Source organism: Bacillus sp. AFS037270, assembly GCF_002585305.1.
Genome location: NZ_NUNF01000032.1, coordinates 70,778 through 85,681 on the forward strand (window position 1 = coordinate 70,778; position 14,904 = coordinate 85,681).

Consider the following 14,904-nt stretch of genomic DNA (forward strand, 5'->3'; position numbering starts at 1 on the left):
GAAAAAGGGGTATCACCTTCTCCAAATTTTGTTGATGGATATATTGCTCAAGCCATTATGGAGGCTGTTGAGAGGTCTTCGGAGTATAAGAGTTGGGAAAGAATTGATAATGTGAAGTAAAAATGATGGCTCCAACACGAGGTTGGAGCTATTTACTGGCGCCAAACGTCCCATAATCTTTAATCGTCAATTTTACATTATACTTGATAGGAACGTTACTAAATCTTTCATCCCAATCTTTTTTGACTTTTTCCCATAATTTTGGATGCTCTATTCTTAATTGGTTGCCAAACCCGGCAACGTCTGTTTGATATTCTTTTTGCATTTTGTCTGTTACATTGTGTACGAGATGCTTTACTTCTTTTTCAGCAGCCTTTTTTGTCCGGTTGAGAAATTTGTTATTAAAAGGATTTCCCTTCGCAACCCAATTTTCGGATAGACGTCCCTCCGATTCGATGTTGACATCAAAGGATATGTCTTCTCCTTTCACATGCGGTATGATTTTGCTATTCATTGTTTCTATCTCGTAAATAATGAGTTCTTTTGTCTCTTGATCAAAGCTTTTCACTACACCGCCTTTTCCTTTCCCAGTAATCCAAGTGATCCCCTCTAATTCCTCTTCATTCAAAAAACCAACTAGCTTTTTTGTCTTTCCATTGATCACCGCAGCACCCGCAAACTTAACTTCTCCGTTCGCGGAGACGACATTTTGCAGCAAAAAACTGGATTCCGACTGCATCTTGCCTGTTAATTTAGCCAGCGGCATAGGAGGCAAAATCCTTGTTGTTCTGGATTGACTCTCTGTCGTTTTAACTAAGCTAAACGCTGAAACTTCTCCCGGATTGTTTAATTCAAGCGCCTTACTGGCTCGTCCCTTGCTAATGATGACGAGACAGCTTGGTCTAATCTCATTATCACGGAGAAATTCATTAAGTAATCGGTCCAAGCTATATGTACGCAAAAGTTTCTCACCAATCACGATCACTTTCGTGTGTTGACTGGTAAAGTTCCCCTTTCCGTTCAATGGCAGTTCACGAATGATTTGGTGGATAGAATCTCCCGTATCAGAAATATTAAGGTATGTTTTTTGTTGTGTACCAGTACCTTTATTGCCCGCGCCGGTTGCTTGTGCGTTAATAAATTGGTGGGTCAGGGTGATGATGTTTCTTTTCGGATATCCTCCGCCCTGTTCCTCCAGCTCTTTCTCAGTGGCTGACTCCTTGCCTTTATCTAATGCGATACCGACCTCTAATCGAAGTTCTTCAATTTCGTGACTGCTCCAGCATCCTGTAAGAGACAGGAGTAGAAAAAGTGATAGCGAAACCAGAAGGAATTGTCTGCTTTTAAAGTTTTTCTTCATATTTTCTATCCTTCCATTTTGCGATGATAAGAAGCAGAATAGGAAGTACAGCAAATAAATACAACGCGGCATTCCCGATCATATCCCCGAGTTTAAATAGTTTATTGATCGTTTTAGGCACCATGGAAATGATGTAAATAAGCGGAAGCAAGCCATACATAAATCGATTAATCTTGCTTTGAAATAGTTGAGCCAGTCCCAAGGCAGCCGCATAATACATGATGGTAAAAGTGGCAAACATTTGCATGATCCAGATCACGAGTAACACAGACTCAAACCGTTCAAATAACAAACCGTGGATTTCAAAGCTTCGGATGAGATCAAGCGTTGGCCATGTTCTCGTGGTGACTCCATCGATGGATAGGGCTCCGATGACCATCACAACGGTAATGACGTAAAAGGCTAAGGGGATAGCTGTTCCAACGAGAACCGATTTTACGGCTTTGTTGGGCTGTTGCATAAACGCCAAAACAATCAGCATGATTTCAGGACCTGTATAGGCGAGAGCTGTTGTCTTGATCCCTTTTAGTACCGGTACGACTCCCAGCCCTAATATCGGACGCAGGTTATCAATCTCAAATAATTTAAAGCTTAGGAAGGCGACCAGCAAAAAAAAGATAACCGTAATAGGGAATATAATTTCAAACAGACGAGCAATTGGATTGATGCCGTCCATCATCAGGTAGAGGCTTATCCACATAAAAGGCATGACAATGGCCCAGGTGGGGGTGCCTTCTAGTAAGAAAAAACTTGTCACTTCCGCCATTGAACGAATTTGAAAGCTGGCTGAAAAAAGAAAATAACTTATAACGAGCAAACTAAGCAACCCGCCGACCCATTTCCCGACAATTTCCTTGTTGTATTGGTAAAATGTTTTTTCAGGGAATTGTTGGCATAATTTCACGATGATGATAGATGCTATCATCGTCATCAGTCCGCCTAAAATAACGGTGATCCAAATATCAGGTGTTTTTACTTTCTCAACGGCTGATCTCGGCAGGGTAAGAACCCCTGTTGCAAGTATCGTATTGGTGACGATCACAACCGTTTGTGGAGTGGTAATTTGGTCTTTGGGAATGCTCATCTTCCTGGAACAACTTCCTTTCATCGCGAGCTATCCTTTGCGGCCGGCATTTTTTGTATCCATTATTTTTGGACGGCGTTTCATCATCATAAGTGGCATGCGAACCATAAAATCTTTCCAATCCCTTAAGTAATAAGGCACAGGCGGACTGGTATAAGGGGTACCAAAACTCTTCAATTTGACTAAATGACTGCAAAGAAAAAGAAAAAACAGAATAATCCCGTACAATCCAAATATAGCCGCGCAAAACATGGCGACAAAACGGAGAATACGCAGCGTAATTCCCGTGCTATACTGTGGAATGGTAAAGGAGGAAATGGCGGTTACCGCCACGACAATTACCATAATCGGACTGATGATTCCTGCTTGTACGGCTGCTTCGCCAATGATTAGACCGCCGACAATCCCCATCGCGGGGCCAATCGGCTTGGGTAAGCGCAGCCCGGCTTCCCGCAAAATTTCGATGGCTACTTCCATAATCAATGCTTCTATAAGCGAAGGAAAGGGAACGCCCTGCCGCGTTCCTGAGATGGACATCGCCAGCTTGGTTGGGATCAATCCGGGATGAAACGAGATAAAGGCAATATATAATGCAGGGGTAAAAAGAGAAATAAAGGCTGCAAAAAAACGCAATAGGCGGACGAAGGTGCCAGAAATCCAACGTTCATAATAGTCCTCCGGCGATTGCAATAGCATGCTAAAGGTAACCGGAGCGATTAGAGCGAAGGGTGTCCCATCTAACAAAATCGCTACCCGTCCTTCCATTAAGGCACTGATAACGCGGTCAGGCCGCTCTGTATTCTGTATTTGCGGAAAAGGACTGAGATAATGATCTTCGATGAGCTGCTCGATATAGCCGGATTCGGCTACATGATCAATATCGATTTTGTTGATTCTTTTCTTAACCTCTTCTACTAATTGCGGGTCAGCAATCTCCTTCATATAGGCAACGACCAGTTCTTTTTTTGTCCGTTTTCCTACCTGGAATTTTGTTAAGGATAAGTTCTCGTTTTCACCATGACGCCGTAATAGGGCCGTATTATCGCTTAGGCTTTCCGTGAAACCTACTCGTGGACCTCTGACTAATCCCTCTGATACGGGATCTTCAATACTCCTTGTTTTTCCTTTCGCTGTACCAAGAATAAACGCGTCTGATGATCCATCCATCAAAAGAGCTGTCGAACCTGTTAGAACTTTTGTCATCACCTCTTTGATATGATGGGTTTCGTTTACTTCGCTAATGGAAAGAACTTGATTTTTTATCAACTCTGTTAAAAGGGTCCCTTTCTCATAAGCTGGCTGGTGGTTATATTCCTTTGAAAAATCAGCCATCAATGATTTCATAATATGAGTGTCGATCAGTTCCTTATCTGACAGCCCCTCTACATAAATGATGGCTGCACGAATGTTTGTACGCCCAATTTTAAATTCCCGTAAATGGACATCATCATGATCATCGATTTCTTTTCTGACAAGATCCAGATCATCGTTAAAATTACCGGTAAATGGAGCGGATAAATAGGGAGGGATAGTAGATTCCTGTGTATCGGCATTTCTTTTTGTTTTTTTGTACTTTAATTTCCGTGCTCTCATTTCGATCACTCATCCTCAGTTTGACGAATCCATTTAAAAAATCGTGAGATCGCGTATGGAATAATACATGCCATAAAAGCTTGCATAAAAACACTCCAGTCCGGAAGGTATGAAACAATTGCTTTCCACATTTCCATTCCCCCGTAAAAAATTTCATGTCAGCGAATAATTGATGATACTAGAAGCATGTGTCCGTCTAAAATGGTGATTAACTTAAAAGGTTATCATTTATTGGATTGCATGATTGCCAATTCAAGGAATATTACACCAATGCATATTTTTCCTCAGAATCTCTAATTCATACCTGGTTAATGGCGGAAAATGGTTTTAAATCAGCATAGGGTTGGAAGAAAGAACTTAATCTCATAAGTTGAAATGGCTGATAAGGCATCCTTTTTGGGTGCTTTTCTTATGTTTAATAAACAAATTCAAGAAAAGTGTAACGATAATAAAAATTATGTAAACTTATTAAAATGTCTTTACAGTAAAGAGGATTTTTTAACTTGGTTCCTTGATTCAAACACGTTTTATATAAATCGAAAAATGCATGTACTAATAGTCTTTTTGAGCCATTCACTTTAACCATTAACTTCGATAAGATAAATATTATAAAAAATTTAAGCACGATTGAGTAAACTCTTTAACTCAGTGAGGGAAAGGAGATCTTTGTGAACACAGATCAAGCTTTTGATTTTTTAAAAGCCGCGGGAGTTTCAGACGATATTTGTGTTGAAACGGTAAGACGTTGGCTGCGTGAGCGTAAAATTAAATACGAGGCTAAAGGTGCATTTCAACAAACAGACTATATACTTCAAAATACAGATCAAGCGATAAACTTATTAAATGATGCAGGTGTTGCTGCAAGTATGGGTATTCAAGTCGTTCAACGCTGGCTATATGAGGGTAAGATTCAAAAAGTAGGAAACGGAAATCAACTAACCGAATACATATCAAATGTAAAAAATCCTAAGCATTTAATCAAGCCACCTTCAGAGCAAGATAAACTAATCCGGGAATTAAAAGCTAAAGTAAAAGTTCAGGATGACCATATAAAAGAGTTAGAGGAGCTCCATAAATCGTCAGTCAGGACTATCATTCAGCAAAGAAATAAATTACAAAAAGAAATCCTCAACTTAGAACTTGAAAAAAATGAATTACAAAAGGAAATGAGAAAAGTATTAAAAGAGAATATTGAACTGAATAGCGAATTGTTATACTTAAAAGAAAAACTTTCTAAACAAGGGAAAAAAGTTCCTGATAGGACCCAGGCCACACCACCAGCACAAAGACTTGATTTTCGCCAAAAATTAGGGCTATCAAAAACGGCGAGTGAAAAGGAAGTTTTAACAAGATATAAAAAACTATTAAAAATAACCCACCCAGATCAAGGCGGCAACGCAGTAGTCTTTCATTATGTCAAAACGGATTATGATCAATTTAAAAATAGTTTGCAAGAATAATGGCCTATAAGATGAGGTTAAATATGGACATTCAATCAAAATGGAACAATAAACATCGGGAACGGATGGAACAACGCACCGAACCTGCATCGAATGCTAGATTAATGAAGCTAGCGGCTTATCTAAATGGTGGCAATGCACTTGATCTTGCCTGCGGTCTAGGAGGAAACAGTTTGTTTCTTTCTCGAAGGGGTTATAACGTACAAGCTATCGATATTTCAGATGTTGCGATTGCTTATTTACAGGACCAGGCTGCAAAAAATAATTTCCCAATCGATGCAAGGATGGCAGATCTTACTACACTGGACCAACACAGCTGGGACAACCAATCCTTTGACATGATTGTTGTCACCTATTACCTAGATCGAACGCTTTTTCCTATGATAAAAAAGATCCTTAAAGCAGGTGGTTACTTTTTCATGGAGACCTATTATCAGACACCCAACACTGTGAAACAAGGAGTATCAGATCAGTATAAGCTGAAGCCTAAAGAGTTGTTAAATGAGTTCGGGGAATGGCAAGTTCTTTATTATGAAGAAAACGAACACGAGGGAAGGCAAACCATCTTTTGTAGAAAATAATAGCGGTTGGAAGAAGGCACTGTCCTAAGTATGAGGATGGTGCCTATTTTAGTTTCCAGACAGAATTACCGGTTTTATCAAATTATTATATGATTTTTGTGTTAATTTGTTAGGTTTTAAGATTCGTTTAATTTCGATAAGATGTATTCAAATAGTAAGGAGGAGGTCAAATGAAAACGATTTTTAAGAAAGCGGATACATTGGTGCTAGAATCCCAAATGGATACGTTGATTCCAAGAAATAAGAAAAGGGGCTTTTGGAATGTGTTTTTGCAGCAAAAATATTTATATATGATGTCCATCCCTTTTGTTATTCTGGTTATCATCTTTAATTACTTGCCATTATGGGGCTGGACAATGGCTTTTCAAAATTATAAGCCAGGAATCTCATTTTCAGAACAGGAGTGGGTCGGGTTTAAAAATTTTGCCGAACTGTTCTCTGACGACAGGTTTTACTTAGTACTTCGTAATACACTTGCGATGAGTATCTTGGGATTAGTTGTCGGATTCGTGTTTCCCATTATGTTTGCTGTTCTATTAAATGAAGTGAGATTATCCTATTTTAAAAGAACGGTCCAAACCATCACTTATTTACCACACTTTGTTTCATGGGTTGTTGTTGCGGGGATTATCACGAAAATGCTCTCCATTGATGGCGGAGTTGTCAATGAACTATTAGTAAATTGGGGTATTATTGATAAACCAATTCAATTTATGGCAAAAGGTGAATATTTCTGGGGAATTGTTGTTGCATCTGATTTATGGAAGGAAATGGGCTGGAATGCTATTATCTTTTTAGCAGCGATAGCAGGAATCGATTCACAGTTATATGAAGCAGCAAAAGTTGATGGAGCAGGCAGATGGAGACAAATTTGGCATGTAACCCTGCCGGGAATTCGCCCGACTATTTTAGTTCTATTAATTCTATCGATTGGACATTTAACAAGCATCGGCTTTGAAAAGCAATTTTTATTAGGAAATTCCTTAACGGTAGATTATTCAGAGGTACTTGATCTGTATGCATTAAACTACGGTATTGGCTTAGGACGTTTCTCTTATGGCACGGCAATAGGGATCTTTAATTCAGTGATTAGTATTATCCTGCTGCTTATTGCCAATGGAATCTTTAAGCGCTTTTCAAATCAAAGTGTTATGTAAGGGGGGAGTGTACTTTGGCGAAGACAGTTTCATATGGTAGACAAAAAAACTACGATCGGCTATTTGATATTGGAAATTTTATTTTTCTTACGGTGGTTGCGATAGTTACAGTTTATCCCTTTTTAAACGTACTGGCTATTTCATTAAACGACTCCATCGATACGGTTCGCGGTGGGATTCATATTTGGCCGCGGGAATTCACATTAGACAATTACCGTGAAATATTTAAATACGATAATTTAATTACTGGTTTTATCAATTCGGCTACTCGGACTGTTATTGGAACGATTCTTGGTGTTTTATCCTCTGCTATGGTTGCGTTTACATTAAGCAGAGCCGATTTTCAGGGCCGAAAAGTGATTTCAACGATTATTGTACTTACGATGTATTTTTCAGGCGGTTTAATTCCCGGCTATATGTTAATAAGAGATTTAGGGATGATTAACACCTATTGGGTTTATATCATTCCTGGTATTGTAAACGCTTTTAATATCATTATTGTACGTTCTTTTATGGATGGGCTTCCTTACTCGCTGCAAGAATCGGCAAAAATTGATGGAGCAAATGATTTTACGATATTTTGGAAGATTATTATGCCCCTTTGTAAGCCCGTACTTGCAACCGTCGCCCTGTTTGTAGCAGTTGGTCAATGGAATTCATGGTATGATACCTATTTATTTAACAGTCAAAACCCAGCCTTAACGACTTTACAATATGAATTAATGAAAATTTTACAAAATACAAATTTGGGGGCTACGGATCCAAATGCCATGAAGGGATTATCAAAGGATCAAATGGCTCAGTTCGTTTCACCTGAATCTATTAAAATGGCGATTACTATCGTAACAGTTGTTCCTATCCTGATTGTGTATCCATTTGTTCAAAAACATTTTGTACAAGGGATGACGATCGGAGCCGTTAAAAGCTAGGATAATAAAAAATTTTGGAAAGTGTTTGTTACCAGAGTAATCTGTAAAACAATAATAAACGATATTAGGAGGTAAAGTATGAAGCGCACTAGTAGATTTATCTTTTTATCAGTCCTCATTTTTATGCTGGTCATCACTGGCTGCAGCAAAGAAACATCCAAAGAAAAAGTAACTAAAAATAAGGATGGACAAGTGGAACTAACATTATTTAGTGCCGATCCAAACTCGCAATGGGATAATATGGAGAGCCCCGTAAGTAAAGTTATTAAAGAAAAAACAGGTGTGACCGTTAAACCTGAATTTGATGTAAACGGTGGTACTCAAAAGATTTCATTAATGGTAGCTAGTGGTGAATACCCTGATTTAATTTTCCCTAAAGGTAGTGCAGGAACGTTAGTGGAAGCAGGTGCCCTAATTGACCTTACAGATTTAATTAACAAATACGCACCAAACCTTAAGAAAATTTATGGTGACTATTTTAGCCGATTAAAGTGGAGCAATGATGACAAATCCATTTATATTTTACCAACAAGTTCGATAGATACACAGTACTTTAGTCCAAGTCATGGTGTAGGACTTCAGAACTCAGTTGTAAAAGAACTTGGTTATCCACAAATCAAGACACTAAAAGATGTTGAAAATGCGGTAAAAGCCTACAAAGAAAAATATCCAAAAATTGATGGACAAGACACAATTGGTTTATCTTTACTTGCAGATGACTGGCGCATAATGATTTCAACCACAAACCCTGCTTTCTGGGCAACTGGTGCCTCAGACGATGGTGAATATTACATTGATCCTAAAACCTATAAAGCAACTATGCACTATAAACGTCCAGATGAGAGAGAATATTTCCGCTGGTTAAACCATATGAACGATATTGGCTTACTTGACCCTGAAAGTTTTGTTCAAAAATATGACCAATATATCGCAAAACTATCTTCTGGCCGTGTCCTTGCTATTACCGATGATGATTGGGAGTTCGCAGAAGCCCAACGTGCATTGAAGGAACAAGGAAAGGCTGACAGAATGTTTGGTATGTACCCTGCGACTCTTACGGGTGATATGAAACAAGCAAACTTCCAAAGCAGCGGATACTTAGCTGGCTGGGGAATCGGGATTACAAAAGACTGTAAAGATCCTGTAGCTGCTATTAAATTCTTAGATTTCTTAGCTTCAGATGAAGGACAAATTCTTCAGAACTGGGGTATTGAAGGGAAAAACTATACTATTGAAAATGGCAAACGTGTAATTCCTGCTGATGAAATGCAAAAACGTAATACGGATGCTAACTATGTAAAGAAGACTGGTATTGGCGTATTAAAAGGCTGGGCACCTTCATATGGTGATGGTGTAACGGATGAAAGTGGTCAAACTTATACGATCGCATCACCAGAACAAGTAAAAGATTCATACACAGACGTAGAGAAGGAAGTATTGAAAAACTATGGTGTTGAAATGTGGAGAGATCTTTATCCGAAAGCTGAAGAGTTCACTGTAAAACCTTGGGGTGCCTCTTATAATATCCAAGTTGCAAGTGATTCGGAATTAGCTCTAATTGAGAAAAAAGCACTGGATATTGTGAAAAAGCGTATTCCTGAGGCGATTCTTGCAAAACCATCTCAGTTCGACAAAATCTATGATACTTTCCTTAAAGACCTCGATGCTGCTGGAGTAGAAAAAGCAGAAAAAGAGCGTACAAAGCTAATCAAAGATAGAGTTGAGCTCTGGAAATAATCATGTCATAAAGGAGACCCAGCATGCTTGGGTCTCTCTTCAAGAATAATACGAGGTGTGTGAAGAATAATGAAATTTACAGATGGAAACTGGCAAATTCGTGAAGGCTTTGAGTTAATTTCTGGTGTACAATTTTTCAAAGCCATTCAACAAAATAATAGATTAAAAGTTCTTGTTGGACCAAGGGATCTCTCCGCCCGGGGCGGCCAATTGGATACACCGTTACTAACGGTAGAGTTCTCTTCTCCCCAAGAAGATAGCATCCGTGTAAAAGTTTATCACCATAAAGGTGTTAAAAAACGCGGTCCGGAATTTGAATTAAATGAGCAGCAAGGACCGGTATCCATTTCGGACACAGAAAAGGAAATTATTTTTACTAGCGGTAAAACCAGTGCGATACTAACAAAACAGGGTCCATGGGGAGTCGAGTACCAATATAATGGAAAAAAAATGACGGCCAGCAGCTTTAAAGCTATGTCCCATATAACCGATTCAAATAAAACTACTTATATGCGTGAAGAACTGAATCTAGGAGTGGGCGAATATATATACGGTTTAGGGGAGCGATTTACTTCATTTATCAAAAATGGTCAAAGTGTAGATATTTGGAATAAAGATGGTGGAACAAGTTCGGAGCAATCTTATAAAAACATACCATTTTATCTTTCAAATAAAGGATATGGCGTGTTTATCAATCATCCTGAAAATGTATCTCTGGAGGTTGCCTCTGAAAAGGTTTCAAAGGTTCAATTCAGTGTAAAAGGTGAATCACTCGAATATATCATCATTGGCGGCAAAAATTTAAAAGAAGTCATTAGCAATTATACAAGTTTAACAGGAAAACCTGCACTTCCGCCAGCTTGGTCCTTCGGCTTATGGTTATCAACCTCCTTTACAACAAATTATGATGAAAATACTGTTAATAGTTTCGTAGAAGGAATGAGTGAACGAGATATTCCATTATCGGTTTTCCACTACGATTGCTTCTGGATGGAGGCGCTTCATTGGACAGACTTTGAATGGGATAAGAGTATGTTCCCAGACCCTGCCGGGATGCTCAAGCGCTTAAAAGAAAAAGGGCTGAAGATTTGTGTCTGGATTAATCCATATATTGCCCAAGAATCCATTCTTTTTGATGAAGCGGTAGAAAATGGTTATCTATTGAAAAAAGCTAATGGTGACGTTTGGCAATGGGATAAATGGCAGCCGGGAATGGGCGTCGTCGACTTCACGAATCCTGCAGCATGTGAATGGTTTGCAAGTCATTTACGTCGATTAGTGGCTATGGGAGTAGATGCATTTAAGACAGACTTTGGTGAACGGATTCCAACAGATGTCGTTTATTTTGATGGTTCTGATCCGGAAAAAATGCATAATTACTATACCTTCCTTTATAACAAAGTTGTTCATAATGTGTTAAAAGATCAGTTAGGGGAGGGCGAAGCGACATTGTTTGCACGTTCTGCTACGGCGGGTGGTCAGCAGTTCCCTGTTCATTGGGGCGGTGATTGTGATGCATCTTATGAGTCAATGGCAGAAAGCATTCGTGGAGGGCTGTCCTTAGGATTAACTGGTTTTGGTTTCTGGAGTCATGATATTGGCGGTTTTGAAAGTACGGCACCAACAGATCTTTTCAAGCGTTGGCTTGCCTTCGGATTACTATCCAGCCATAGCCGTTTGCATGGCAGCAACTCATACCGTGTGCCATGGGCATATGACGAAGAAGCATCTGATGTTGCGCGTTTCTTTACAAAATTAAAATGCAGTTTAATGCCATATATTTATAATTCTGCCACAGATTCTGCTGTCACTGGTCTGCCTATGATGAGAGCGATGATTTTAGAGTTCCCAAAAGATCCAGCGGTTGAAACGCTTGACAGACAATATATGTTGGGTGACTCTCTACTTGTTGCCCCAGTGTTTAATGAAGAAGGGGAAGCATCATTCTACTTGCCAGAAGGCAAATGGACTCATTTATTATCAAATGAGCAGGTGGAGGGCGGTACCTGGAGACTAGAAGAAAACGATTATTTTAGTCTTCCTTTATATGTGCGGCCAAACTCGATTGTCGCATTTGGCGGAGTAAATTCAAAGCCTGACTATGATTATGCTGATGGGGTGAACCTTCATTTATTTAATCTAGACGATGAAAAAACAGCAAATTGCATAGTTCGTAATATGTCTGCTGAAGCAGAATTGGAGGTTTCTATAAGCCGCGAAGACAACAAGCTATTTGTTTCTACAAATACTAATGTAGGAAAACCATGGAGTCTAGTGGTTCGTGGTATTAAGGAAGTTTTAGAGGTTACCGATGGTGCGGTTGAAACCACTGAACTGGGTGTCAAAATTACGCCTGAAAGAGGAGTAAAAAGATTTACTATTATTCTATAAAATATAGACAGCATCTACTTTTTTAAAGGTACAATTCAATTAAGTACTTTCCGTTTTTGGTTAGTAAATAACATACACCCTAACCTCGGAGGTATCCTCCCGAGGTTAGGGTGTATAAAAAACGGTATAAATGGAGGTTAACATGATTACCACCAATCAAAAGATCTGGAAGCTATGGTATGACAAGCCTGCAGCCAAGTGGGAGGAAGCATTGCCGCTCGGGAATGGACGGCTTGGCGCTATGGTTTTTGGGGGCATTCAGAATGAACGAATTCAATTGAATGAAGACACCCTTTGGTCTGGTACGGTACAAGATAAAACTAATTATGAAGCTTATGATTATTTACATGAAGCGAGACAACTTATATTTGAGGGGAAATATGCTGAAGCAGAGCAGCTGATAGAGGCAAACATGGTCGGTGAGGATGGTGAGGCTTACCAGCCGCTTGGCGACTTGTATATCGACCATCATTTTAATGGGACAGCTTCAAACTACAAACGAGAATTGAGTTTAAACACTGGGATAGCAAAAACGGAGTACAATGTAGATGAAGCTCATTACACACGGGAAACGTTTATTAGTTATCCCCATCAAGTACTTGCGGTGAAGATCCAGGCCAATCAGCCTTCCATTCATATTAGCGCTTATTTAGGCTCATTACTTCAACATACGATCGATGAAGCAGCAAATCAAGTAACTCTCCGTGGGCGAAGCCCAATATCCGTTAAAGTCCCAAATCAAATAGAATATGACGAACATGAAGGAATACAATTTATTGTCTGTCTTCAGGCTATTACAAATGAGGGAACCATAACTATTCAAAATAACAAAATCGAGATTAGCGATACAGATTCCGTCATTCTCTTATTAACAGCCAACACTAATTTCACGGAGTTCAATGAAAAACCTGACCCGAATCTTGAAAAAATGTCAGGTGAAGCCTATCAACGGCTGAAAACGGCCGCGCAATCAACATTTGTCCAATTGTTGGACCATCATATTCAAGATCACAGTCAGTTATTTAGTCGGATGGACATTCATTTAGGAGAATCACATCACAATCACTTACCAACGGATGTAAGGCTGCAACAGTATAAAATTGAAAAAAATGATCTAGAATTGGAAGCGCTATACTTCCAGTATGGAAGATATTTGCTGCTGACAAGTTCCCGTCCGGGTACACAAGCAGCAAACTTACAAGGGATATGGAACCCATCTGTACAGCCACCTTGGAATTCTAATTACACAACCAACATTAATGTTGAAATGAATTATTGGCCTGCAGAAGTATGTAATTTAAGTGAGTGCCATCAGCCATTATTTACTATGATTGAAGATTTAAGCCAATCTGGGGAGAAGACCGCTTCAGGACTGTATGGTGCAAGAGGGTGGGCTGTTCACCATAATGTTGATCTCTGGCGGATGTCTACACCTTCGTCGGGACAAGCCTCATGGGCATTCTGGCCTCTCGCCGGGGCATGGTTAACAAGTCATTTATGGGAACATTACCTCTTTACTCGGGACCTTTCATTCTTAAGAGATAAGGCATATTCCTTAATGAAAGGGGCGGCTGAGTTCTATCTTGATTGGTTAATCGAAGGTCCTAATGGTTATCTCGTAACGAATCCATCTACTTCACCGGAGAATAAGTTTTTAACAAATGAGGGACAGCCTTGTAGTGTTTCGTTTGCTTCGACGATGGACATGACACTAATAAGGGAATTGTTCTCTAATTTTATCGAAGCCTGCGGCCTGTTATCTATCGATGAAGAGTTTTGTGAACAAGTAAAGGCTGCCAAGAAACGATTAGTTCCCTTTCGAATCAATGATAAGGGCCGTATTCAGGAATGGTTTGAGGATTTTCCAGAGTATGAGCCAGGGCATCGGCATCTTTCCCATCTATATGGTTTATATCCAGGGAATCAAATCAACCCTATCCAGACAGCAGAATTAATGCATGCGGCAAGGAAATCTTTGGAGGCTCGGATAGAAAAAGGCGGAGGCCATACGGGCTGGAGCTGTGCATGGCTGATTAACCTCTTTGCCCGCCTTCAGGACGGAGAACAGGCCTATTTATACATTCAGACCTTATTAGCCCGTTCTACCCATGCGAATCTTTTTGATGATCATCCTCCCTTTCAAATCGATGGGAACTTCGGCGGTACTGCCGGTATTGCTGAAATGCTGGTCCAAAGCCATTTAGGCGGTATTGACTTACTACCGGCATTGCCAAAGAAATGGCCTAGCGGTTATATCAGGGGAATAAGGGCTAGGGGCGGATATATCATACATGTAGAGTGGGAGAATTACCGTTTGAAAAAGGCGGAAATTGTGTCGACACGTCAAGGAGAGTGTCAGGTACGATACTTCCATGCACCACTAAAAATTACGAAATCCGACGGTACAGTGTTAGAGCATCCACAAACTTTTTTTATGGAAGAAAATGAGAAGATAATGATTACGATTCACTCTATGTAGTAAAAAGAAATATAAATTTGAATTAATAGAATTACCCAGTTAATGCTGCAGCAAACATAGAACAGGATAACTAAAACTATAAATTTACAAATGAAGACCTGTTTCGGCAGGTTTTTTAATATATCTTCAACAC

General features: G+C 39.5%; 11 protein-coding genes. 7 read left to right on the forward strand and 4 right to left on the reverse strand.

The features are described 5' to 3' along the window. Window positions 1–148: 148 nt before the first annotated feature. From COD92_RS16085 to COD92_RS32855, 4 genes are read right to left on the reverse strand one after another with little or no spacing between them, the layout of a single operon-like run. Window positions 149–1,360 carry a Ger(x)C family spore germination protein gene (locus tag COD92_RS16085; RefSeq protein WP_098531458.1) on the reverse strand — a complete coding sequence of 404 codons (1,212 nt, stop codon included), beginning with the start codon at window positions 1,358–1,360 and terminating at the stop codon, window positions 149–151. Beyond that, on the reverse strand, window positions 1,344–2,468 hold the full coding sequence (locus COD92_RS16090) for a spore germination protein (RefSeq protein ID WP_255295279.1): 1,125 nt from the start codon (window positions 2,466–2,468) through the stop codon (window positions 1,344–1,346). The genes COD92_RS16085 and COD92_RS16090 overlap by 17 nt, the downstream gene beginning before the upstream one ends. A gap of 6 nt (window positions 2,469–2,474) precedes the next feature. Next, window positions 2,475–4,037, reverse strand: coding sequence for a spore germination protein (locus tag COD92_RS16095; RefSeq protein WP_098531459.1), 1,563 nt, complete (start codon window positions 4,035–4,037; stop codon window positions 2,475–2,477). Between the two features lie 5 nt (window positions 4,038–4,042). After that, complete coding sequence (locus tag COD92_RS32855) at window positions 4,043–4,168, reverse strand: hypothetical protein (RefSeq protein ID WP_098531460.1); 126 nt, start codon at window positions 4,166–4,168, stop codon at window positions 4,043–4,045. A 537-nt stretch (window positions 4,169–4,705) separates the two neighbouring features. On the opposite strand from COD92_RS32855, the gene COD92_RS16105 reads away from it, so the two are divergent. The 7 genes from COD92_RS16105 to COD92_RS16135 all read left to right on the forward strand — a co-directional run bounded on the left by COD92_RS16105 (window position 4,706) and on the right by COD92_RS16135 (window position 14,771). Further along, window positions 4,706–5,497, forward strand: coding sequence for a hypothetical protein (locus tag COD92_RS16105; protein ID WP_098531461.1), 792 nt, complete (start codon window positions 4,706–4,708; stop codon window positions 5,495–5,497). Between the two features lie 23 nt (window positions 5,498–5,520). After that, window positions 5,521–6,078 carry a class I SAM-dependent methyltransferase gene (locus tag COD92_RS16110; protein WP_176541279.1) on the forward strand — a complete coding sequence of 186 codons (558 nt, stop codon included), beginning with the start codon at window positions 5,521–5,523 and terminating at the stop codon, window positions 6,076–6,078. Between the two features lie 218 nt (window positions 6,079–6,296). Continuing rightward, entirely contained in the window at window positions 6,297–7,235 is a 939-nt protein-coding gene (locus tag COD92_RS16115) for an ABC transporter permease (protein ID WP_255286716.1), read from the forward strand. 14 nt (window positions 7,236–7,249) lie between these two features. Then, window positions 7,250–8,164, forward strand: a complete 915-nt coding sequence (locus tag COD92_RS16120; protein WP_098531464.1) for a carbohydrate ABC transporter permease — start codon at window positions 7,250–7,252, stop codon at window positions 8,162–8,164. A gap of 78 nt (window positions 8,165–8,242) precedes the next feature. Beyond that, complete coding sequence (locus tag COD92_RS16125; protein ID WP_098531465.1) at window positions 8,243–9,901, forward strand: ABC transporter substrate-binding protein; 1,659 nt, start codon at window positions 8,243–8,245, stop codon at window positions 9,899–9,901. A 69-nt stretch (window positions 9,902–9,970) separates the two neighbouring features. Further along, complete coding sequence (gene yicI / locus COD92_RS16130; protein ID WP_098531466.1) at window positions 9,971–12,292, forward strand: alpha-xylosidase; 2,322 nt, start codon at window positions 9,971–9,973, stop codon at window positions 12,290–12,292. Between the two features lie 142 nt (window positions 12,293–12,434). Beyond that, window positions 12,435–14,771: a glycoside hydrolase family 95 protein gene (locus tag COD92_RS16135; RefSeq protein WP_098531467.1), complete on the forward strand. Its 2,337-nt coding sequence runs from the start codon at window positions 12,435–12,437 to the stop codon at window positions 14,769–14,771. The last annotated feature ends 133 nt before the right edge of the window (window positions 14,772–14,904 follow it).